The sequence below is a fragment of the Natronosalvus sp. KLKA75 genome, from assembly GCF_059736265.1.
Genome location: NZ_CM185522.1, coordinates 898,481 through 920,302, shown reverse-complemented (window position 1 = coordinate 920,302; position 21,822 = coordinate 898,481). Strand labels below are relative to the sequence as shown.

The window sequence follows — 21,822 nt, the reverse complement described above, 5'->3', positions numbered from 1 at the left end:
TTTGTATCCCTGCGTGTCGGTTTCGTCCTCGAGGAAAAGCCTCGGGGTATTCGCCGTGTCCGCTGATAAAGACGTAACTAGGGGGCCGTGGTATCGCCGACGATGCGACTGATACAGGCGCTCGTCCCCTCCGCCGTCCGGGACGACGTGCTGTTCGCGCTCGACACCGAAGGGATCGACTACGTGACCCTCCGGGAGAACACCGACGGGGAAAACAGCGTCATCGTCCAGTTTCCGTTGCCGACCCAGGCCGTCGAGGAGGTCCTCGAGACGCTCGAGGAGGCGGGCGTCGACGACGACTTCATCGTCGTCAGTTCGATCGAGACGGCACGGACGCCGGGCCTCGAGTCCCTCGAGGAGCGCTTCGTCAGCGGGAGTGAGTCCGACGACAGCATCTTCTACGAGGAGATTCGGACGCGGGCGCTGAACATGACGCCGAACCGCCTCACCTACTACGCGATGACGCTCCTGAGCGCGGTCGTGGCGACGGCCGGTCTCCTGCTCGACTCGCCGGCCATCGTCGTGGGGTCGATGGTCATTGCCCCGCAGGTGAGTGCCGCGCTGACCGGCACTGTCGGGATGGTGCTCAACGACCGCGGCATGATCGTCGACGGCATCTCCTCGCTCGTCGGCGGGTTGGTGGCCGCGATGGCCGGGGCGTTCGCGTTCGCCTGGCTCCTTCGCTCCGGTGCCATCGTCCCCTCGACGATCGAGATTACCGCTATCCACCAGGTGAGCACCCGCATCTCGCCCGACCTCCTCTCGCTGATCATCGGCATCTGCGCCGGTGCTGCGGGCGCGTTCGGTCTGGCGACCGCCCTGCCCGTCTCGCTCGTCGGCGTCATGATCGCCGCGGCGCTCATCCCCGCTGCGGCAGCCGTCGGCATCGGCCTGGCCTGGAACGCGCCCCTGGTCGCGGCCGGAGCGTTCGTCCTGCTGACGATCAACGCCGCGTCTATCGTCCTCTCCGGCCTCGCCGTCTTCTGGTATCTCGGCTACCGGCCCGCCGACTGGGTACCGGGTGACCTGGGCCGGAACCTGACCCGCGACCGCCTCGGCGCAATCGTTCCCGCCGTGCTCGTCCTCTCGCTGGTCTGCCTGCTCGCTGGCGGCGTCCTCTTCCATCACGTCTCCTTCGAGAACGACGTCAATGAGGAGATCCGGACCGTCCTCGACAATCCCGAGTACGACCGTCTCGAACTCGTCGACCTCCGAACGGAGTTCGTCGGGGGCGACCTGGCCACGTCGTACGAGGTGACCGCCGTGGTTCGTCGCCCCGACGGCGTCGCCTATCCGGACCTCGTCTCTACCCTCGAGGACGCCCTCGAGGATCGGACGGGCCGCCAGATTGAGGTGACCGTCGAGTACGTCGACCGGGACACCGGAACGGACCGTGGTGAGGCTCGGTTCGACTCGGTGAACCGGCCGATGACCGACCGCGGAATGCCAGGAACGCAAGGCGTTTAGGTCGCCTGTGCGTAGTACGGATACATGAGCGACGCCCCTCGAGTCGAAATCTACACCAAAGAGAACTGCTCGTACTGCGAGAAGGCGAAGGACCTCCTCGACGCCAAAGGGGTCGCCTTCGAGACGTACAACGTCACGGGTGACGAGGACCTGTTCGAGGAGATGGTCGACCGCGCCGAGGGTCGCAAGACCGCGCCCGAGGTGTTTATCGACGACGAACTGATCGGCGGCTGGGACGAGACCAGCGCGCTCGACGAGACCGGCGAACTCGACGAGCTGCTCGGGATCGCCCGCAACGACGACTGCGAGGTCATCGAGCACCGTCGCCTGCTCATCGCCGGAACGGGTATCGCCGGCCTGACAGCGGCCATTTACGCTGGTCGGTCGAACAACGAGCCCCTGGTCATCGAGGGCGACGAACCCGGCGGCCAGCTCACCCTGACGACCGACGTGGCGAACTACCCCGGCTTCCCCGAGGGGATCAGCGGCCCGGAACTCGTGAACAACATGAAGGAACAGGCCCGGCAGTTCGGCGCCGAATTGAAAAACGGCATCGTCGAAAACGTCGAGCGCCTCGAGGATCCGTCGGTCGTGGAGGAGGCCACCGAGGACTCCTTCTGCGTCGACCTCACCAACGGCGACCGCTACACCGCCGACGCCGTCATCGTCGCCTCCGGCGCCAGCGCCCGCACCCTCGGTATCCCCGGTGAAGACGAACTCATGGGCTACGGGCTCTCGACGTGTGCGACCTGCGACGGCGCGTTCTTCCGGGACGAGGACATGCTCGTCGTCGGCGGCGGCGACGCGGCCATGGAGGAAGCCTCGTTCCTCACGAAGTTCGCCGACACGGTCTACTTGGCCCACCGCCGCGAGGAGTTCCGCGCCGAGGACTACTGGATCGACCGGGTCCACGAGCACGTCGAGGACGGCAACATCGAGATTATGAAGAACACCGAACTGATCGAGATTCACGGCTCCCAGGAGGCGGGCGTCGATCACGTCACCCTCGTCCGCAACGAGAAGGGGCACCCGACCGACCGCCTCGACGACCCCGAAACCGAGGAGTTCGACTTCGACGTCGGCGCCGTCTTCTTCGCCATCGGCCACACGCCCAACACCGACTACCTCGAGGGACTGGGCATCGAGACCGACGACGAAGGCTACCTCAAGACGAAAGGTGGCGACGGCGGCGGCCAGACCGAAACCGCCGTCCCCGGCATCTTCGGTGCTGGCGACGTCGTCGACTACCACTACCAGCAGGCCGTCACCGCCGCGAGCATGGGCTCGAAGGCCGCCATCGACGCCGACGAGTACTTAGAGGACCTCGAGCGAGAGCGCGAAGAGGTTGTGCTCGAAGAGAGCGAGGAAGTTCCTGCGGCCGACGACTGACGACTGTCGGCTGATACCTGACTCCAGTCAGGAGTCGGTTCGCTCGAGGAACCGCGACTGTACGTCCCCCGTCGGCATCATACACTGCTCTTTCTTCCCGAACCAGCGATAGCGCCGGGTCGCGACGAAGTCGTACGCCCAGTCCCGAACCGGGCGTGGGACGAACCGAAACGGCGACAGCAAGGCGTAGATCCCGCCGAGATGTCTCGCCGTGCGAATGATCGCCCCCGACTTGACGTAACTGTCCTCGCCCTCGATCAGGACGACCGACTCGAGTTCGTCGGTCGGGAGACCGTGTTCGGCACACAGCGCTTTGCCCACGTCGGACTGGAGGGACGCGAAGTAGAACTGCTCTTCCGTATCGCGGGGCACGACGAACTGGACGAAGCCGTTACACAGGTTGCAGACGCCGTCGAAGAGGAGAATGGGGGCATCTGCGGGAACCTCGAGGTCGACGCTCATTGGTCGGACCTTTCGCTGGGGTGCAGTTCAGCGTTCCGATGGCGGTGATTGGGGTCGATGGTCTCAGCTCGAGATTTTCGCGGATTCGCGGGTACAAGGACCTGCTGTTCGAGTATACGTCAGAAAGTTTCACGAGTCCACGTCGATCGAAACTGAGCGACAAAGGAGACAACAAACTTATGCGTCATTGCGCGTGACACCTCGGAAACGGTCGACCCAAACGATGTCCTCGCAATCCACCTCCACTCTGGACCGGCTGTCAGCCGCCATGGATCGGTTCGCCACCGCCCTCCAGCGACGGTTCGAGATCGATCTCCGGGCGCTCGCCGCGTTTCGAATCGCTCTCGGGCTGTTGATCATCCTCGACCTGCTGAACCGCGCTCGCGATTTCCACGCGTTTCACACCGACAAGGGGGTCCTCCCGCTCGAGGCGTTGCACTCGGATTACGGCGACGTATACTCGATACACGCGATTTCTGGAGACGCCTGGTTCCAGGCGCTCCTGTTCGGTATCGCGGGCGCGTTCGCGCTCGCGATGGTCCTCGGGTACCGAACTCGACTCGCAACGATCGTCTCCTGGCTCTTGCTCGTCTCACTGCACGTTCGAAACCCAATGGTAACGAACGGCGGCGACATCCTCTTGCGCCTGCTGTTGCTGTGGGGGATCTTTCTCCCCCTTGGCGAACGGTGGTCGATCGACGCCAGGCGAATCGATCGGGAACGTTCGACGATTGCCAGCGAGGCGACGATGGCCGTGCTCTTACAGGTGTTCTTGATGTACTTCACCAACGCTATCCACAAGTGGCGGAGCGACGTGTGGATGGAAGGGGAAGCGCTCGTTCGTATCTTCCAGGCCGATCAGTTTACGATCTTGCTCGGCAACGTTCTCGCGGACCAGGTCTTCCTGTTGCAACTGTTTTCGTACGTTTGGGTCGCACTAATCGTGCTCTCGCCGCTCCTGATCGCACTCACGGGCTACCGCCGTGCTCTGCTCGCGACGCTGTTCGTCGGCATGCACCTCGGCATGCTCGTCACGCTTCGCATCGGCCTGTTTCCGCTGATCGTCATCGCCGGCTTACTTCTGTTCTATCCACCGGTGATATGGGACCACGCGACCGCCCTTGCCGCCCACGTTGGCATCGCGGCGCCGCTCCGAGCGCGAGTAGCACGACTGCAGGCGGTCGTTCCGCGATTTCCTGCAGTGGACGTCCCGATGCCGTCGCGCTCGAGTGTCCTCGAGCGCAGTCGTGGTGCGTTCTTCTCGGTCATTCCGGCGCTGCTCTTGCTCCTGGTCCTCTTCGCCAACGCCGAGGCCGTCGACTACACCGAGGTTCCCGACCCTGCAGAGGAGGTCATCGACACTGCGATGATTGACCAGAGCTGGCGGATGTTCGCACCGAACCCCACCTCGAATGCCAAGTGGTTCGTCGTCCCCGGCGAACTCGAGGACGGGTCGGAGGTCGACGCCATGCACGGCGAGGAAGTCGACTGGGATCGGCCGCCGAGCGTCGACGCGACCTACGACGGGGCGCGGTGGCGGAAGTACCTCAGCAACATGCGCTACGCCGGCAACGAGAATCACCGCTCTTACACGGCGAACTACCTCTGTCATCGCTGGAACGACGAACACGACACCCAGCTCGAGACCGTCACCATCTACGGACTAACGGACCGCGCCGAGCGGGGAGAAGAGCCGGATATCGCCCGATTCGAACTCATCGAGTACGACTGTTCGGGTGAGTTCATCCAGGAGTCCAGCTAAGACGTTCAGTTACGGAGTCGACGGTCGGAGGCCGTTGAATCCGAGCGTTTTCGGTCGAGTTCGAACGCCGTCTGTACACGTTTTTGGACTGTACGTGCCTCGAGCAATCCGTGGCTGTCTAACCGACTCGCACCTGGATCTGTCGGGCCCGACTACGGGTGCCCGTCGTCCGACTCGACGAATTGGCCTCGAGAAAGACTCGAGTACGAAGTACCGCAGAATAGCGATGCCGTGAATCGCGAGCGGTGAGCCGGCTACGATGAGCCGACTACGATGAGCCGGGTACGTCCAGAAGGGGCGAGGCCGAGAACGGGAGAGGAACAGCGACGAAAAACGCCGTCTACGCTGGCGACTGGTTGACCGAGCGGAGGCGGTGGCCACCACTCAATCGTGACGAGACGAAGCGCAGCGTCGGGTCCGGGTCGCAGTCGCCACGATTGGGTGTGGTGTGTGTCGAGCGCCGGGCGTAGCCATCGATCGGCCCACGAAGGAAACCTGCACGATCTCACAGAAACGATGCTGTTCGCGACGAGGTGAGCCCGAGGAACGTTTTGGTGTAGTTCGTGGACGGTCCGATGCGCTTTTGGACGGCCCGCTTTCACCACCAGTAGTGTTGCCTATCATCTCTCGAGTAGCGCCGTCCACGATGACGATTCCAGGACAGCACGGGGTTGGCCGTGTGGCACCGGACGTTTCCGTGAGAACTGGACGGCCCCGCCGTCAACTCTGACGACCGGCAGCGACGATCACCGAAGGCAGGTCCTTACGTCGGCAGTCGTCGGCGTCGGTGACGATGCAATAGCCGCCAGCGGGACACAAGTGAGTAGAGAGGGACGACGCACGAACTGGCATGGACTGTGACCGTGAATCGAATGCCGTGGTAGCTGTCGACGGACCGCCAGGACGGCCGTCCAGTCGTGGGGACTTTTCGTGGACGTGGAACGCGAGTGCTCGAGCGGTCGGCTACGTTCACGGTAGTGGAATCGATCGTCGCCTCGATTGGTTCTGAGCGAGGGTGGACGGAACGCCGTCGCTGATCGGTGTAGCGTTCGATAAAATGAAAACCGCGGGACCGGAACTGCTCCGGTTAGTTCAGCTGCTTAGTCCTGGCGGCGGAGTGCCAGCATCGCAGCGCCGAGGAGTGCGACGAGAGCGACAGCGACGCCGAAGCCGGGCGAACCGTCATCGCCTTCGTCGTCATCGTCGTCTTCGGTGTCGTCACCGTCAGTGTCGTCACCGTCGGTGTCGTCACCGTCAGTGTCGTCACCGTCAGTGTCGTCACCGTCAGTGTCGTCACCGTCAGTGTCGTCACCGTCAGTGTCGTCACCGTCAGTGTCGTCGCCGTCAGTGTCGTCACCGTCAGTGTCGTCACCGTCGGTGTCGTTACCGTCGGTGTCTTCACCTTCTTCGACCGTGAGGGTGCCCTCGTCGATGACCGTGTCACCAACGACGAGCGACCACTCGTAGTCATCAGCGGTGGCCTTGCTGTCCGTGCCTTCGAGCGTCACGGATTCGCCAGCGCCGACGGTCTCTTCCGCGTCGATCACGTTCTTCCCGTCGAAGACGAGCTGAACGGTAGTCGTGGCCTCCTCGTCGCCGTTGTTTTCGAGGTCAACGGAGAACTCGAGGGTGTCACCTTCGACAGCGTCCTCGGGGAGGTTCGCGGTAGCCTTCCAGTTCTCGAGGGAATCGTCAGAGTCGTCTTCGGCTTCGACGATCACGCCTGCGTGCTCGGCCTGTTCGTTGACAGCGCCGGTTGCGCGGACGGTATCGAGTTCCTCACCAACCTCGCGGTCGCTGAGGTCGAACGTCGCGACGGCGCGGTGGTCGTCACCGACTTCGGCCGTCTCGGTCATGACCGAGGTCGCGAAGCGCAGGCGGAAGTCAACTTCCGTACCTGGGGCGACGTTGGTCGATGTGGCGACTTCGGATTCTGCACTGTTGCCGATTTCGACAACGTCGTCGTCGTTGACGTTCTCGAACTCGAGCGTGCGTTCTTCAACGTTGAACTCACTGGAGACTTCTTCGTCTTCGTCAGCAGTGACGTACGGGTTGTCACTGTTGACGGAGAAGGAGACCTCCCAGGTTTCGCCAGCGTCAACGCTTTCGTCATTAGCGCCTTCGTAGCTGGAGAGGTCAGCGACGACGTAGAACGTCTCGTTCTCGGCGTCAGTGACGATCTGAGCGTTGTCAGCGTCAATGAGGTCGTTGACTTCGATGTTGTCGGCGTCACCGTAGCGTGGGTCTTCCGTGTCAGTGAAGTTGAGCGCCAGACCGTCTCCAACCAACTCACCATCACTGTTGAGCATGTAGCCGTACAGACCGTTGGCTTCGACTTGCGTCACGAAGACGTCGTCTTCGGCGAGCGTCGAGCTTTCGGTCATGTCAGCGATCACGTCTTCGATGTCAGCATCGACGGCCGTGTCCTCGGGGGCCACGTACGTCGAGATGTCGCCAGTCGAGCGGGCCTCGAGCAGGAGAACTGCTGCGTCAACTTCGTTACCGGTGTCGACGGAGTCGCCCTGGAACAGTTCCAGGTCGAAGTCAGCGGGCAGCAAGTGAGCGTTGCCCAGTTCGCTGTTCTCGTCTTTAATGGTGACGCTGTCATCGTCATCCTCCGCAGTGAAGGTGTCACCATTGTGGCCTGCTTGGTAGGTGTTGAACAGAACGGTCACTTCGCCGTCACCGTTTCCGTCCTCAACCGTCACGTTCGCTTCGTAGTTCTCGTCTTCTTCGACGAGGTTGAAGGTCGCTTGCTCAGCACCTTCCTCGAACTGAATGGTGATTTCGCCGACGTCACCAGAGACAGCCTGGTAGGTGCTCGAGTCGAAGGCGACGTTAGCGTCGGCTTCTTCGACCGAGAACGAGTCAGTCTCGTCGGAGATACCACTGTCAATCTCGGAGACGCGGACCGTGTAGTCACCCGTCTCGAGGTTCTCAATCGTGCTCAGGTCGAACTCAGCGGATGCTTGACCTTCGGAGTCGAGTGATTTGACTTCGGAAGTAGCAACGGCTTCTCCGTCGCTGTTAAGAAGTTCGAACTCGACATCCAGACCGATATTGTCTGCTTCCGCGGACACTTCAATAGTGTCACTGTCATAGTAGGACTCTGAGACATCCCCGATCTCTAGACCGAGGTCATCGAGAGTCAGAGTGGAAGTCTGACCATCCTCTTCGAACGTGACGTTGATCTGGTCACCGGCTTCGTAGCCGCTGGTGTCCAGCGTCCGAACGTGACTGTCGGCTCCGAGACCACGCGTGATGGTGCCATCAGGAGCCTCGATTTCGACGGTGTCGCCAGCAAGGTCATCGTTGACAATTGCGACGTTTTCGCCGACATAGGCCTCAGGCTGATCGTCGTTGGCCATCGTCACGGTAGTCGACTCGATGTCGTACTCGTCTTCACCGAAGAGCTCGAGAGTTGCGCCAGGCGCGAGTGCCTCGCTCAGTGCGATTTCGAGCCGGTTGTCGGTGGCAGTGAGATCGGCATCTTCCACGGGGACGTCATCTCCATTACGGTCCGTAATGGCGATCTCATCAGCTGTAAATTCGCTTGGAGATCCGTCGAAGACGATCTCAATCAATGCGTTACCGTTTGAATCCTCATAGGATACAGGTCCCTGTTCGACCGAAAGGTCGCTGTGGTTCGACGCAGCGGCGGAACCCGCGAGGGCAGCGCCACCGATCGCGACCACAGAGAGGACCATCAGCGTAGCCATGACGACTGCGCTGAATTTATCCTTATAATTGCCTGTCATTGTTATCGTTGTATTCTGTTACGGCAACAGTATCGTTCCTGCCAATCGCACATTACCGTGCGTGAGGCCATACTTACTACTGTCACCCTGGGTAGGGGTATTAGATACCGAAGAGCCATTGTTATAAATGCTTTGTGGTGGTCTCGAGGTGTGCCAACCCTGCACAATCCCCCTCAGACCCCGTTCAGCCCGGTATTAGCGCCGAACACGGTCGACGTACAACTCGAGAATACATATAAAGGCCAGTAACTGTCACGGAGTAGTGAGGGTCACGGTTTGGCTCAGGATTGACTCCAGCACTGGTGATCAGACCGAACTATCTGCCGGGAGTGAGTGTCCAGGATTGCCGAGAGGATGGAGTATTCGAGTGATCGTAAGACCGGATTACCGCTTCAACGATCCAACCAGTCACGGGAGTGGTGGCGAACGTGATGACGACGTGACGACGATTTGGCTGGCTCGAAACGAGTCGTGCACAGCGTGATCACCCGAGACCGGCTCTCGAGGGGCGCACCGCTCGAGCTGCTCGAGTTGCTCAAACCACTCGAAGTTCCCAAACTACTCGAGCCAGACGAAGCTGTGACACTACACCATCGATCAGCGAGAAGATTCGATACCGTGGAAGCGCAAAAGAGCGTTCGTGACTGTCGATCGCTCTCGAAAACTCAGTCTCGAGTCACAATCTCGATCTCGTGGCCGTCCTGATCCTTCGTGAACGCGTAGCGGTCGTCACACGACTCCGGATCGCGGTAGTCTTCGCTTTCGCGCTCGAGCAACTGGTCCCAGGCCTCGTTCAGGTCGTCCACGGAGACCGCGAGGTGACCCCAGGCGTCGCCCAGTTCGTAGCTCCGACCGTCGTAGTTGTAGGTCAGTTCGACGGTCATCTCCTCCGGGGCGGCCCCCTCCCGCTGGACGAAGTAGTTCGCGAAGGTGTCCGACTCCCAGCGACTGATCTCGTCGTACTCGAACTTCCGCGTCCAGTAGCCAAGTGCCTCGTCGGCGTCCTCGACGCGGATCATCGTGTGGTCGAGGCTCCACTTCGCCCCGTAGTCGCGCTTGACAATCTCGATCTCGTGACCGTCGGGGTCCTTGACGAACGCGTAGCGGTTCCCGCAGGACTCAGGATCGCGGTAGTCCTCGACGCCCTCGTCCATCAGCTGCTGGTAGCTCGACTCGAGTTCGTCCTCGGGAACCCGGACGGCGATGTGTCCCCAGGCGTCGCCCACCTCGTAGCTCCGATCGTCGTGGTTGTACGTCAACTCGAGGACCGCGCCATCCTCGTGGTCGTCCTCGGGACCGAGGTAGACGTTGGTGAAGGTGTCGGCCTCCCAGCGTCCCTTCTCCTCGTAGTCGAAGTGGGTGCCGTACCACTCCAGGCTCTCCTCGAGGTCCTCGACGCGCAGCATGACGTGATCGAGCGTAGCGTCCATGCCCAGAAACTCGGCCGCCGGGAGGAAAAGGCTAGCGGAGGCGGCGACCGGGGGGAGAGAAGAGGAGAAATCGACGGCGCTTTCCCGCTCCCGTGCGCGCCCACGCGTATGGACACACTCTATTTCGCCACCGGCAACGCAGGCAAACTCGAGGAGGCCCGCGAGTACCTCGACGGGCAGGCGGTCCTCGAGCAGATCGAGTACGACTACACCGAGATCCAGAGCGACGACCTGGGCGAGATCGCTGCGACGGGCGCTCGGGAGACCTACGACGCGATGACAACTGGCGACGCGCTAGCGGGCGACGGCGAGCTAGCGGGAGACGACGAGCTGGCGACCGAGAAAGCCGACATCGACGGCGTCCTCGTCGACGACACCGGCCTCTTCGTCGACGCCCTCGGCGGTTTCCCGGGGCCATACTCGGCCTACGTCGAGACGACCGTCGGCGTCGAACGCGTCTGGCGACTGCTCGAGGCCGAGGACGAATCCAATCGTCGCGCACACTTCCGCACGGTCATGGCCTACGCCGACGCCGAGGGCGTCGAGACCTTCGAGGGGTCGGTCGCGGGAACCATCGTCGCCCCGCGGGGCGAGGCGGGCTTTGGCTACGATCCGATCTTCGAGTACAACGGGCAGACGTTCGCGGAGATGATGGCCGCGGAGAAGAATTCCATCTCCCATCGCGGGCGTGCGCTGGCCGCGTTCACCGACTGGTACGCGGATCGGTAGTCCTCGGAACCCGCTCGAGTGACGAACTGGCTCGAGCGACGTGAATGAATTAGACGGTGCGAACGACTCGGACGACGCGAACGACTCGAGTACCCCGACACCCGTAGGAATCGAATACGACGGGGTACGCCACCTATACTAAACCGCGGGCGACTGGTTGGCCTCCCCGATGGAGCAACACCCACTCGCCGACCGCCGCGTCCTCGTCACCGGTGGCGCCGGCTTCATCGGCAGCCACCTCGTCGACGCGCTGGCTCCCCACGCGGAGGTTCGCGTCCTCGACAACTTCGTCAACGGGACGCGCGAGCACGTCCACGACGACGCGACCGTGATCGAGGGCGACCTCCGCGATCCGATCGCCCTCCAGCGCGCGGCTCGCGGCGTCGACGTCATCTTTCACGAGGGCGCCATCGTTAGCGTCACCGAGAGCGTCGACGACCCCCGGCATACGAACGACGTCAACCTCGAGGGAACCCTGGGCGTGCTCGAGCAGGCCCGCCTCGAGGACGCCCGGGTCGTCCTGGCCTCGAGCGCGGCGATCTACGGCCACCCCGAAAGCGTTCCGGTCGCGGAGACGGACTCCCTGCGTCCGACCTCGCCGTACGGGATCCAGAAGCTCGCCCTCGATCACTACGCACGCGCGTACAACCAGTTATATGGCCTCGAGACGGTAGCCCTGCGATACTTCAACGCCTACGGCCCTCGCCAGCAGGGTCCCTACAGCGGCGTGATCGCGACGTTCCTCGAGCAGGCTCGCGCCGGCGAGCCGATCACCATCGAGGGCGACGGCGAGCAGACGCGCGACTTCGTACACGTCTCGGACGTCGTCCGGGCGAACCTCCTGGCGGCGACGACCGACGCGGTCGGGAAGGCGTACAACGTCGGAACGGGTACGCGGACGTCGATCCGGACGCTCGCCGAGACGATCCGAGACGTCACCGCTTCGGACTCGGACATCGTCCACGTCGAGCCCCGCCCGGGCGACGTCCGCCACAGCGTCGCGTCCGTGGCTCGAGCGAGCGACGAGCTCGACTTTGCGGCACGAATCGACCTCGAGTCGGGGCTCGAGCGGCTCGTCGAAGCGGGGACGGACTCTCGAGGGGCGCAGCGGGCAGCGGGTCGACCGACGAACGAGGTCGGTGGCGAGCGAGAGACGGCCGGCAGCCGGCAGGATGCGTAGGACGTGTAGAACGTGAAGTGCGCGCAGGACAGGAAGAGTGGACAGGACGCGCAGGATGTGTCGGACGGCCCCGTCCACGATCTGGGTCAGAATTCGCTTTCAGACTCGGTAATCGTCACGGAAGCTACAACGTACGGCGACGGGAATCCGACGAAGCCTCCACGTGAGAGACTCGAGACAGCCACGGCTTCTTGGGAGTCACGCTCGCGTGCGTGTAGGACGCCGATAACTAACGATGGAGCGGCCCTACTCCCTGGGTATGGCTACAATCGACAGCATCATCGTGTTCGCCGTGAGCTTGCTCATCGGAGCCCTCGGAATCTACGTCGGGGCCAGAGTCATCGTCGACACGGAGGACTACACCTACGCCCTGGTCACGGCTCTCATCGGGGCGATCGTCTGGGGCGTCGTCGGGTTCTTCCTCGGCTGGATCCCACTCCTGGGCCCAGCGATCGTCCTCATCGCGTACCTCACGGTGATCAATGCCCGCTATCCAGGCGGCTGGATTCAGGCGGCAGCGATCACGCTCGTGGCCTGGCTGAGCGTGCTCATCGTGCTCTACATCCTCGCGTTCCTCGGCGTGACGACGTTCGACGCGGCGGGGGTCCCGGGCGTCTGAGCCGAGACTGTCGGATCGAATTGTTGAAGCCTCGATGAACGTCACACGCCGGCTCTCCCCGCGCCGGACGCGACCTCGAGGCGACCTCTCGAGTCGCCTGAGTGTCGCCGAATACAATATCACTTGTACTCTTATAAAAACTACTTTAGCGCCACGTGTCGATGATTGCTGACAGACCCCCACAGAACGGCGTATCGACCAGTCTCAACCGATTTACACTCGTCGCATGAATCCAGCCACCATCTCCAACCCGGTCGTATCCGCCCCAGCCGAGTGGTCGATCCTCGAGTGGTCGATCACCGGTATCGGTGCCCAGACACATGCACAGGTGTTCGCGCTCCAGACACGCCTCCAGGCCCAGACCCAGGGCGGCGAGGAGTCTCACCTGGCCGCGATCGTCGGCATCCTGGCGCTGGCGTTTCTGGGCGGTGGCCTGGTTCTCCGGAAGCGACTCGAGGCCGGGGCCGAGGCGGACTCGAGGGATTCAACCGAGGGCGAGTCGATGCTTACCGACCGCGAGCAGGTGTGCTCGCTGATCCAGCGAAACGGCGGGCGGATGAAGCAGTCGGCGATCGTCGACTCAGTCGACTGGTCGAAGGCGAAGGTGAGTCGCCTGCTGGCCGACCTTGAGGACGAGGGCGAGATCACGAAGTTGCGGATCGGTCGCGAGAACCTCGTGTGTATTCGGGGGAACGAGCCCACCGCGAGCCGCTCGAGCGAGCCGCCGCGCGATCCCCAGTAGGTATCGAGTACACGACGCGGTGTCCGACGCAAACCCCAACGAAATGCCTCATTTCTGCCGCGGGCGCCGGTTGGAACGGCGACGGTAAGGAGCAGTTTGTCGTTTCCCGTCGAAAGCGTTGGGCCGGTTTATGCCCGCCTTCGTCAAGTTTCGAACGCCTTTACGGCACGAGATGACATGAGCACACGAAAACACGTAGTCGTCGTACTCGTCGCCCTTATGATGCTGACGAGTGGTGTTGCCCTGGTGGGGGCGGCATCCGCATCAGGAGCGAGCCTGGCAATACAGGACGACGAGGCGAACGACACAGAGAACGATACAGCGAACGACACAGAGAACGACACTAGCGAAGCGGACAACGAGACCGCACAACCGTCCGCGAGCGTGACGTTCAGCGACCAGACCACCGACGGGACCTCCGTCGTCGTCGACGAGGTGACGATGGAGGAAGGCGGCTTCGTGACGATCCACGATAGCTCACTGCTCGTCGGCAACGCTCTCGAGAGCGTCCTCGGAACCTCCGAGTACCTCGAGGCGGGCACGCACGAAGACGTCGAGGTCCAACTCGACTCCTCGCTCGAGGAGAGCGAGACGCTGATCGCGATGCCCCACCTCGATACGAACGACAACGAGACCTACGACTTCGTCGAGACCGAGGGCGAAGACGACGGTCCCTACCTCACCGAAGACGGTGAGCCGGTGACCGATGAGGCTGCGGTGACCCTCGAGTCGGCAGAAGAGCCGGCTAACGAGACCGACGACGTCGAGGACTCGGAAGCGGACAACGAGACCGACGACGCCGAAGCTGAGAAGCCGTCTGAGTGCCCCGTCGAGGAGGATGACGGCGACGACGCTGACGACGAGCACGACGGCGTCGATAACGAGACCGACGACGCTGACGAACCACCGGCCGACGACACTGACGAGGAACCAGCCGACGACGCTGACGAAGAACCGGCAGACCACGCCGACGAAGAACCAACCAACGACAGCGACGACGCTCCCGTCATGGAGTCCGACGCTGACGCCGTCGAAGACGGCGTGACGATCGTCAACGCGAACTTCTCGTCGGTGACGATCGAGGAAGTCACGATCGAGAACGTCTACATCCTCGTCCTCGACGACGAGGAGGCGCTCGACCGGCTCGAGGAGATGCTGGGTGACGAAGAGAACGTAACCGTCGTCGACGGTGAAGACGACATGGATGGCGTCCACGATAACGAGACTGACGACGATGGTCTCGACGACAACGAGACCGACGACGGCCTTGACGACGATGACGGCCTCGACGACAATGAGACCGACGATGACGGCCTAGACGACGAGGACGGCCTCGATGACGACGATGGTCTCGACGACAACGAGACTGACGAGGACGGCCTCGACGACAACGAGACCGACGATGATGGTCTCGATGATGACGATGGCCACGACGATAACGAGACTGACGATGATGGTCTCGATGATGACGATGGCCACGACGATAACGAGACTGACGATGATGACGGTCTCGATGACAACGAAACAGACGACGGTCTCGACGACGATGATGGCCTCGATGACAACGAGACCGACGACGGCTTAGACGACAACGAGACTGATGATGGCCTCGATGACAACGAGACTGATGATGGCCTCGATGACAACGAGACTGACGACGGCCTCGACGGCGACATGGAATCGTTCACCATCGAAAGCCTCGAGGCACCGGAGAACGCCACCGCCGGTGACACCATCACGGTCAATGCGACCGTCACCAATCCCAACGACGAGGAGGCCACCCAGGACGTCGAATTCAGGCTCCAGGGCGACCTCATCGAGTCACAATCGGTGACGCTCGACGGTGACGAGAGCGATACGGTTGAGTTCGAGGTCGACACCACCGGCGTCGAGGCTGGTGAGTACGTCCATATGGTCCTCACCGACGAGTTCGGCGAGGTCGCCTTCATCGAGCTGACGGAGGAAGACGAGATGGACGACGACACCGAGACTGACGAGGACGATGCAGACGATAACGAAACCGACACTGACGACAACGACACTGACGAGACCGACGACTACGACGACAACGAAACAGACGACAACGAAACCGACGACACGGATACGGACTCCCGTATCCCGATCGGTGTCATCGGACCGGTCTAAGTACGACCGGACGTCGAATCGCTATTTTTCAGTCGCCCGTCACCGGACCCGTGAACGTGCGTCCGCTCGAGAAACTGACGAGGTGCCGAACGGACGACCGACGGAGTGAACCAGTCGACTCGCTCGAGTAGTCACAGGAAACCGATGCTCTTTTCGATCGATCGCCTCACGTCCCAGTCATGGACGCCCAGGACGACGTCACGGCATTTCTCGAGCGTCACGACCTCGAGACGGATCCGGCCTATCGCGCCCTCGACCTCGCCTCCGAGGTCGGCGAGGTGGCGAAGGAGATCAACGAGTCAACGACGTACGGGGCTGACCCCGAGGTCGTCGCCATCGCTCGAGACGAACTCGGAGATGCACTCTTCGCCCTGCTCGCACTCTGTACCGAAGTCGACGTCGATGCCGGAGACGCTCTCGAGGAATCGCTCGCGAAGTACGAACGACGGCTCGAGACGAGCGGGAGCCCGGACTCTGGATCGTGAGGAACTGACGGCCAAGACGAGCGATAAGTCGAAGCCAGGGTCGCGAACGAGGAGAGGGCGTGCGAACCCCACCCGTGACAAATGGTTTCGATTCGAAACCGGTCGACCATGCCGCGTCGGGAAGTGCTTTTAAGCGGAGGCTTCTAGGCTCGCGTGATTCCGGTGGTCCGTCGCGTCCCGAACCCGTTTCGATTGCTGATTCTCTGGATCGGCTTCGCCCTCGCTCGAGCGGGGCTGATCGAGCGCGAACGGGCCCGGCGGACGACCGACCTCGCGTGGCCGCGCATCGTCACCGGCATCGCCCGCATGTCGAAGAGCGCCGTCGACGTCGCGATGGTCGGTATCGCGGTCGGCTCGTCGGCCATCGCCGGCGTCGGATTCGCCGGCCCGTTCTGGGGGCTCGCGTTCTCGGTGGGGGGCGGGGTCGCCGGCGGCACCATCGCGCTCGTCTCCCAGCGCTACGGCGCCGAGGCCTACGACCAGCTCGGACAGGCCGTTCGCTCGAGCGTCTTCCTCGTGGTCGTCGTCTCGCTCCCGATTACGGCCACCTTCTGGCTGTACGCCGAGTCATTCATCGGACTGATCACGGACAACCCGGACGCGATTCGGTACGGATCCGACTACCTCCAGGTCGTCGCCCTCGGCATCCCCTTCGCGGGACTCAACCTCATCGGAAGCCGCGTGTTCGTCGGCATGGACGACGCCTGGACCCCGATGGTCGTCCGGGCCGGCGGCGCCGTCGCCAACATTGGGATCAACGCCGTGTTGATCTTCGGCCTCGACCTGGGCGTCGTCGGCGCCGCCCTCGGGACCGTCCTCTCGAACGTCGTCGTCACCGCGGTGTTCGCGGTCGGCCTGACCGCTGGTCGGTTGCCCGGGACGAGGGAATTTCCCGTCCGCGTCGATCCCGTCGGGAGCTACGTGGACACCCCGACGCTGCGGGACCTGGTCACCATCGGCCTCCCCGTGTTCGGGACCAACCTCGTCTGGACCCTCGCCGAGTTCCCCATGCTCGCCATCGTCGACGTCTTCGGCGAGGACACCGTCGCCGCCTACGTCATCGCCCGACGCATCTGGGGCGTCATGAACACTCCCGGCTGGGGCTTCGGGCTGGCCTCCTCGAGTCTGGTCGGGCAGGTACTCGGCACCGGCGACGAGGGGACGGCCGAGCAGTACGGCCGCGAGATCATCCGCTTCGCCGTCGCCGTCTACGCAGTCTCTGCGTTCCTGGTCTTCGTCTTCGCCGAGCAGATCACGCTGCTGTTCAGCAACGATCCGACGGATCCCGCGATTCCGATCGCCGTCTCGCTCGTCCACGCCGCCTGCGTGGCCGTCGTGCTTCGCGGCGTGTCCGGCGGTGCCTCAGGCCCGCTCAACGCCAGCGGCGACACCCGGTGGCCGTTCTACAGCCAGTTCCTCGGGATGTTCGGCTTCGCGATTCCGCTCGCGTACCTCGGCGCGAACGGCCTCGAGCTCCCGCCGCTCGAGGCCGCCGTCCCCCTCGTCGACGCCACGATTGCGGTCCCCGGCATCTCGATACCCGCGATCGGGCTGATGGGCCTGTACCTCGCGTTCGTCGCCGAAACGACCGTCCCCGCGGCGGTCAACTACTACCGGTTCTCGACGGGGAAGTGGAAGCGAATCAGCCGGTCGTACCGCCCGGAGACGCCAACGGCGGACGACTGACGGCCGAAGCGGTAACTTTCTTTCCGTTTCTCGAGACCGAAACGCAGATGTACGAGGCTCGAGTAGGAAGCGACGAGAATGACGGTCGAGTCCTGCTCGGCAAGGGGTGGCGTCGAGGGAGACGCGTCGATCGTCGCGTCCTCTGTCCAACTATTTCAAAGTCGTTTCTCGAGCGCTCGACGTCGCATCCAGCGCGAGGGGCGAGTGGTGTCCGGCGAGCGGGAAGAACGCGATCGATACGAGCGACCAGAGGAATGTGAGGACGGCGACGGATCAGACGAAGGCGACCGACGCGAGGTGATCGCTACGTGAGCGAGGTCCGCGTTCGCGTCGCCGACGCCGTCGACGCCTACCTCCAGCGCAAGGCCGTCGGCAACCCGGACGGGCCCGGCGCCGGCACCTACGCCTCGAACGCCGAGTCCGTCCTCCGTCGGTGGGCCGAGTGGCTCGAGCGCGAACACGCCGTCGCCTCGCTGTTCGACCTCGACGTCGAACACATGCGCGCCTACGCCGAGGAACTCGACGACAGAACCCGCCGAGGCGACTACACCGCCTCGACGGCCGGCACCTACTTCGCCGTCGTCAGGGCCTTCCTCTCCTGGTGCGTCCGCGGTGGCATCCTCGAGACCAATCCGGCCGCGACCGACGCCGCCGAGGGAGCCCTCCCGGTCGACGACGGCGCCGACGCCAGCGACCGATCCTGGACCCGCGAGCAGCGCGACGCGCTCGAGGCGTTCGTCCGCGAGCGGTCGCTCGAGGCCGAGGACGCCCCCAGATCCGAGCGCCTCGCCCGACTGCGCGAGTACGCGATGGTCGCCGTGCTGGCTCACTCCGGGGTCCGCGGTGCCGAACTCTTCCGGGTGCCCGAGGACGACCGCCGCACCGGGGCAACCTGGGCCGACGTCGACTTCTACTCGGGAACGATCCGCGTCCTGGGGCGATCACAGCGCCTCGAGGACGTCCCGTTGCCGGCCTCGGCGCGGACGCCACTTCGGCGCTACCGCGTCGTCCAGGATCCGCCCTCGAACGAGTGGCCGCTGTTCCCGACCCGTCACGCCCCCTCGGTCGCCCGGCGGGTGCGAACGGTCCTCGAGGAACGCGGGTTCGACACCGAGGAGATCGAATCGCTCTGTGAGAAGCACACGTCCGCGGAACTCTCGCGACGGTTCGCTATCGCGCCGCCGGCGATCACCACCGAGGGCGCGCGTTCGATCCTGAAGCGGCTGTGTACGGCCGCCGAGATCGACGTCGGTGGGGACTACCTGACCCCGCGGGGAGCGCGGACGGGGCTGGGCGAGCGAACCTATCCAGGCGAACAAGCGTCGGTGGAGACGGCCCTCCGCCAACAGTCGTCGGAGCAATCGATCGCCGTCGTCGAGGATCGGCCCGACCTGGGGCTCGGCGGTGTCGACGATCTGGTGGACGTGGAGGTGGATGTCGACGCGGGCGCGAACGCGGGTACAGACGTCGACGCGGACGAATCCTGATCGAGGCGACGCGGGCACCCCGAGCGCCCGGTGGCCCGATGTTCGAGGCTCGAGGCTCGAGATCCGGTTCCCGAGGTCAGTCCGCCGAAACGGCCCGCTGTTCGACCGTCCCCACCGCCGCCCCACCCTGCTCACAGAGCAGTTCCGTAACGTACGCCGCGACGTCGATTTTGTCCTCGAACAGCCGTTCCCGACGCGCTCGCCAGCGCGTCCTCGTCTCGGGGTCCTGGACGATTTCCCGAACCAGCTCGAGTCCCTCCTCCTCGTCGGGCGTCGACCGGAGCAGGTCGTAAGTTTCCTCGAGTTCGACGAAGTTGGTCATGTCCGTCTCGCGGGCGGCGAACGACTGGATGCGGACGGTCGGCGTCCCGAGCAGTGCCGACTCGGTCGCCATCGTCGCCGAGTCGCCCGCGTAGCAGTCGGCGAAGTAGAGCAGGTCGTGGATCAGCGTCGGCGCCACCGGCAGCTGGTAGGCCTCGAGGTCCGACGGCAGCGGGTCCGTACTCGTGATGTAGACGTCGCCGTACTCTTCGAGCATCGAGACGAGGCGGCGCTTGCCCCCGAGCGAGAGGCCACCCTCGCCGACGTCGTGGAGCGCGTCCCATCGGCGGAACCGGAGGACGAAGTACGTGGCGTCGGGGTCGACGCCGTGGGCGACCAGCGCATCCGGATCGGGTTCGAAGTAGTCCGGGTGGAGGTAGGCGAGTTCGTGGAAGCCGTCGTAGCGGACGTGGTTCGCGCCGTAGTCCTCGTCGTAGTGACGCGGGGTGGCGACCACGTGGGCGAACGGGGTCGTGATCCGGTGGGAGGTCGTCCCCTCGTTGTCGACGAAGACGACGCTCCGGGCGCCGACGAGCGGGGCGACGTGCGAGACCGCGACGCCGCCGATGGCAGTCATCACGTCCGGACCGATCTTCCGAACTCGCCGGAGCAGGCGGAGTTCGTAGGCCAGTTGCACCTTCGCGAGTTCCGACAGCGAGTCCTGGGGGCCCGTCAGCACCTCGTGGGGGATTCCGTAGGCGTTGAGCAGCGGCACGGCCAGGTCGTTCTCGCGGGCGAAGACAAACACCTCGTGGTCCCGCGCCTCGAGTTCGTCGATGACGTGGCGGTAGAAGTGGACGTGGGCGGGGTGCTGGATGGTCACGACGGCCTTCATTCCTCGGTCACCACCGTCACCGTGCCAACGTTGGCCTCGTGGTCGAGCGTCATCGCGAACGCGAGACACATCGCCCCGAGGAAGGCGTAGAGGACGGTCCAGCCGATTCGACCGGTCCGCGTCTCGGCACGGGCGCGATTGGCCGCCGCCCACCCGAACGCCGCGGTCGCCAGCAACCAACCCGCGACGCCGAGCCCGTAGAGCACCACCAGCGGGTGGAACTCGCGGACGACGTACCGTCGACCGAGTCGGCGCAGGAAGCCCGTCAAGAGGAGTTTCGAGAGCCGTGGTACGAAGGTCCGGTACTCGATGTGACTCCGTTCGTCGCCGTAGACCGCCGGCATCGACACGTCCGCGATCCGGTAGCCGGCCGTATTGAGTTCGACGAGCAGGTCGTTCGCGAAGCCGTACTCCTCGTAGAGGGCGTCCAGGTCGACGGCCTCGAGCGCTCCCCTCGAGATGGCCGTGTAGCCGTTCTGGGGGTCCATCATCTCCCAGTAGCCGCTGGCGACCTTCGTCAGGACGGTCAGGGTGACGTTGCCGAAGAGCCGCCAGTTCGACATCGACTCGCGGTGGTCGCGGTCCGCGAGGCGGTTGCCCTTGGCGTATTCGGCCTGGCCCTCGACGATCGGATCGAGCAGCCGGTGTAGCTGATCGGGGTCCATCTGAGCATCGCCGGCCATGACCGCGGTGACGTCCATTCCGTCCTCGAGGGCGCGCTGGTAGCCGGTCTTGATGGCGCCGCCGACGCCGCGGTTTCGCTCGTGGCGGATGGGAACGACCGTCGTCGAGGCGTCCTTGCTGGCCTCGTCGTCACGCTGGCCCGAGCGGTCGGACGTCTCGAGGGAGGCTTCGGACCGCTGTGCGTGGTCGTCGATCGGGCGGTCGAGTTCGCGTTCTCGCTCGATGCTGCTCAGGTCCGTCTCTGGGAGGCGATCCGTCTCGGCATCGGTGCTGGAGGCGACGCTCGAGCCGCCGTCGGGAGCCGTCCGGTCGGGTTGGTCAGAACGATCGGCCCGCCCCCCTCCATCACTCGAGGCCTGGACGGCGCTCGAGGAACCGTTTCCGTCCGTCACAAGTTGCGGGGTCGCCCGCTCGGCGTAGCGCGTGATCTCGTCCCAGGTGCCGTCCGTCGAACGGTCGTCGACGACGTACACCCGGTCGACGAACGCGGGCATCGTCTCGATCACTCGGCCGACGAACCCCTCCTCGTTGTAGGCAGGCACCACGACGCCGACGCTGTGTGCTCGGTACACGGTGCTCACCTCCGCGCAGGCGACGTACTCGGAGGGCGAGCGTCGAACTCGCGGGGAGCCGGTATCGGT

The 21,822-nt window shown here is 63.9% G+C and carries 16 protein-coding genes; 11 read left to right on the top strand and 5 right to left on the bottom strand.

Annotation, left to right across the window (positions count from 1 at the left end; all coding sequences use genetic code 11):
• Positions 1-102 precede the first annotated feature (102 nt).
• Entirely contained in the window at positions 103-1,467 is a 1,365-nt protein-coding gene (locus AC6I65_RS04410) for a DUF389 domain-containing protein (RefSeq protein WP_497902850.1), read from the top strand.
• A 24-nt stretch (positions 1,468-1,491) separates the two neighbouring features.
• A complete protein-coding gene (gene grxC / locus AC6I65_RS04405; RefSeq protein WP_497902849.1) occupies positions 1,492-2,856 on the top strand; it encodes a glutaredoxin 3 in 1,365 nt (454 codons plus the stop codon).
• Positions 2,857-2,883: 27 nt separating this feature from the next.
• On the opposite strand, the gene AC6I65_RS04400 is transcribed toward grxC, so the two are convergent.
• Positions 2,884-3,318, bottom strand: coding sequence for a thiol-disulfide oxidoreductase DCC family protein (locus tag AC6I65_RS04400; protein WP_497902848.1), 435 nt, complete (start codon positions 3,316-3,318; stop codon positions 2,884-2,886).
• Positions 3,319-3,541: 223 nt separating this feature from the next.
• Here AC6I65_RS04400 and AC6I65_RS04395 point away from each other — a divergent pair, with 223 nt between their 5' ends.
• Complete coding sequence (locus AC6I65_RS04395) at positions 3,542-5,080, top strand: HTTM domain-containing protein (RefSeq protein WP_497902847.1); 1,539 nt, start codon at positions 3,542-3,544, stop codon at positions 5,078-5,080.
• Positions 5,081-6,180: 1,100 nt separating this feature from the next.
• On the opposite strand, the gene AC6I65_RS04390 is transcribed toward AC6I65_RS04395, so the two are convergent.
• The gene (locus AC6I65_RS04390; protein WP_497902846.1) at positions 6,181-8,799 is read right to left on the bottom strand and encodes a DUF7827 domain-containing protein; all 2,619 of its coding nucleotides are present in this window, start codon (positions 8,797-8,799) and stop codon (positions 6,181-6,183) included.
• A gap of 704 nt (positions 8,800-9,503) precedes the next feature.
• Positions 9,504-10,268, bottom strand: coding sequence for a VOC family protein (locus AC6I65_RS04385; RefSeq protein ID WP_497902845.1), 765 nt, complete (start codon positions 10,266-10,268; stop codon positions 9,504-9,506).
• A gap of 108 nt (positions 10,269-10,376) precedes the next feature.
• Between AC6I65_RS04385 and AC6I65_RS04380 the strand changes: the two genes are divergently transcribed.
• The 8 genes from AC6I65_RS04380 (at position 10,377) to AC6I65_RS04345 (ending at position 19,341) form a co-directional block, all read left to right on the top strand.
• A complete protein-coding gene (locus tag AC6I65_RS04380) occupies positions 10,377-10,997 on the top strand; it encodes a non-canonical purine NTP pyrophosphatase (protein ID WP_497902844.1) in 621 nt (206 codons plus the stop codon).
• A 169-nt stretch (positions 10,998-11,166) separates the two neighbouring features.
• Positions 11,167-12,177, top strand: a complete 1,011-nt coding sequence (locus tag AC6I65_RS04375; protein WP_497902843.1) for an NAD-dependent epimerase/dehydratase family protein — start codon at positions 11,167-11,169, stop codon at positions 12,175-12,177.
• A gap of 259 nt (positions 12,178-12,436) precedes the next feature.
• Positions 12,437-12,796, top strand: coding sequence for a hypothetical protein (locus AC6I65_RS04370; RefSeq protein WP_254159788.1), 360 nt, complete (start codon positions 12,437-12,439; stop codon positions 12,794-12,796).
• 226 nt (positions 12,797-13,022) lie between these two features.
• Positions 13,023-13,538: a helix-turn-helix transcriptional regulator gene (locus AC6I65_RS04365; RefSeq protein ID WP_497902842.1), complete on the top strand. Its 516-nt coding sequence runs from the start codon at positions 13,023-13,025 to the stop codon at positions 13,536-13,538.
• A gap of 177 nt (positions 13,539-13,715) precedes the next feature.
• Positions 13,716-15,683 (top strand): DUF7282 domain-containing protein, encoded by a 1,968-nt coding sequence (locus AC6I65_RS04360; protein WP_497902841.1) that lies wholly within the window; start codon positions 13,716-13,718, stop codon positions 15,681-15,683.
• 179 nt (positions 15,684-15,862) lie between these two features.
• Positions 15,863-16,168, top strand: a complete 306-nt coding sequence (locus tag AC6I65_RS04355; protein ID WP_497902840.1) for a MazG nucleotide pyrophosphohydrolase domain-containing protein — start codon at positions 15,863-15,865, stop codon at positions 16,166-16,168.
• Positions 16,169-16,330: 162 nt separating this feature from the next.
• Entirely contained in the window at positions 16,331-17,854 is a 1,524-nt protein-coding gene (locus tag AC6I65_RS04350; RefSeq protein WP_497902839.1) for an MATE family efflux transporter, read from the top strand.
• Positions 17,855-18,162: 308 nt separating this feature from the next.
• The gene (locus AC6I65_RS04345; protein WP_497902838.1) at positions 18,163-19,341 is read left to right on the top strand and encodes a tyrosine-type recombinase/integrase; all 1,179 of its coding nucleotides are present in this window, start codon (positions 18,163-18,165) and stop codon (positions 19,339-19,341) included.
• Between the two features lie 76 nt (positions 19,342-19,417).
• On the opposite strand, the gene AC6I65_RS04340 is transcribed toward AC6I65_RS04345, so the two are convergent.
• Both AC6I65_RS04340 and AC6I65_RS04335 read right to left on the bottom strand, forming a co-directional pair.
• Complete coding sequence (locus tag AC6I65_RS04340) at positions 19,418-20,497, bottom strand: DUF354 domain-containing protein (protein WP_497902837.1); 1,080 nt, start codon at positions 20,495-20,497, stop codon at positions 19,418-19,420.
• Positions 20,494-21,753 (bottom strand): glycosyltransferase family 2 protein, encoded by a 1,260-nt coding sequence (locus tag AC6I65_RS04335; RefSeq protein ID WP_497902836.1) that lies wholly within the window; start codon positions 21,751-21,753, stop codon positions 20,494-20,496. The genes AC6I65_RS04340 and AC6I65_RS04335 overlap by 4 nt, the downstream gene beginning before the upstream one ends.
• Positions 21,754-21,822 lie beyond the last annotated feature (69 nt).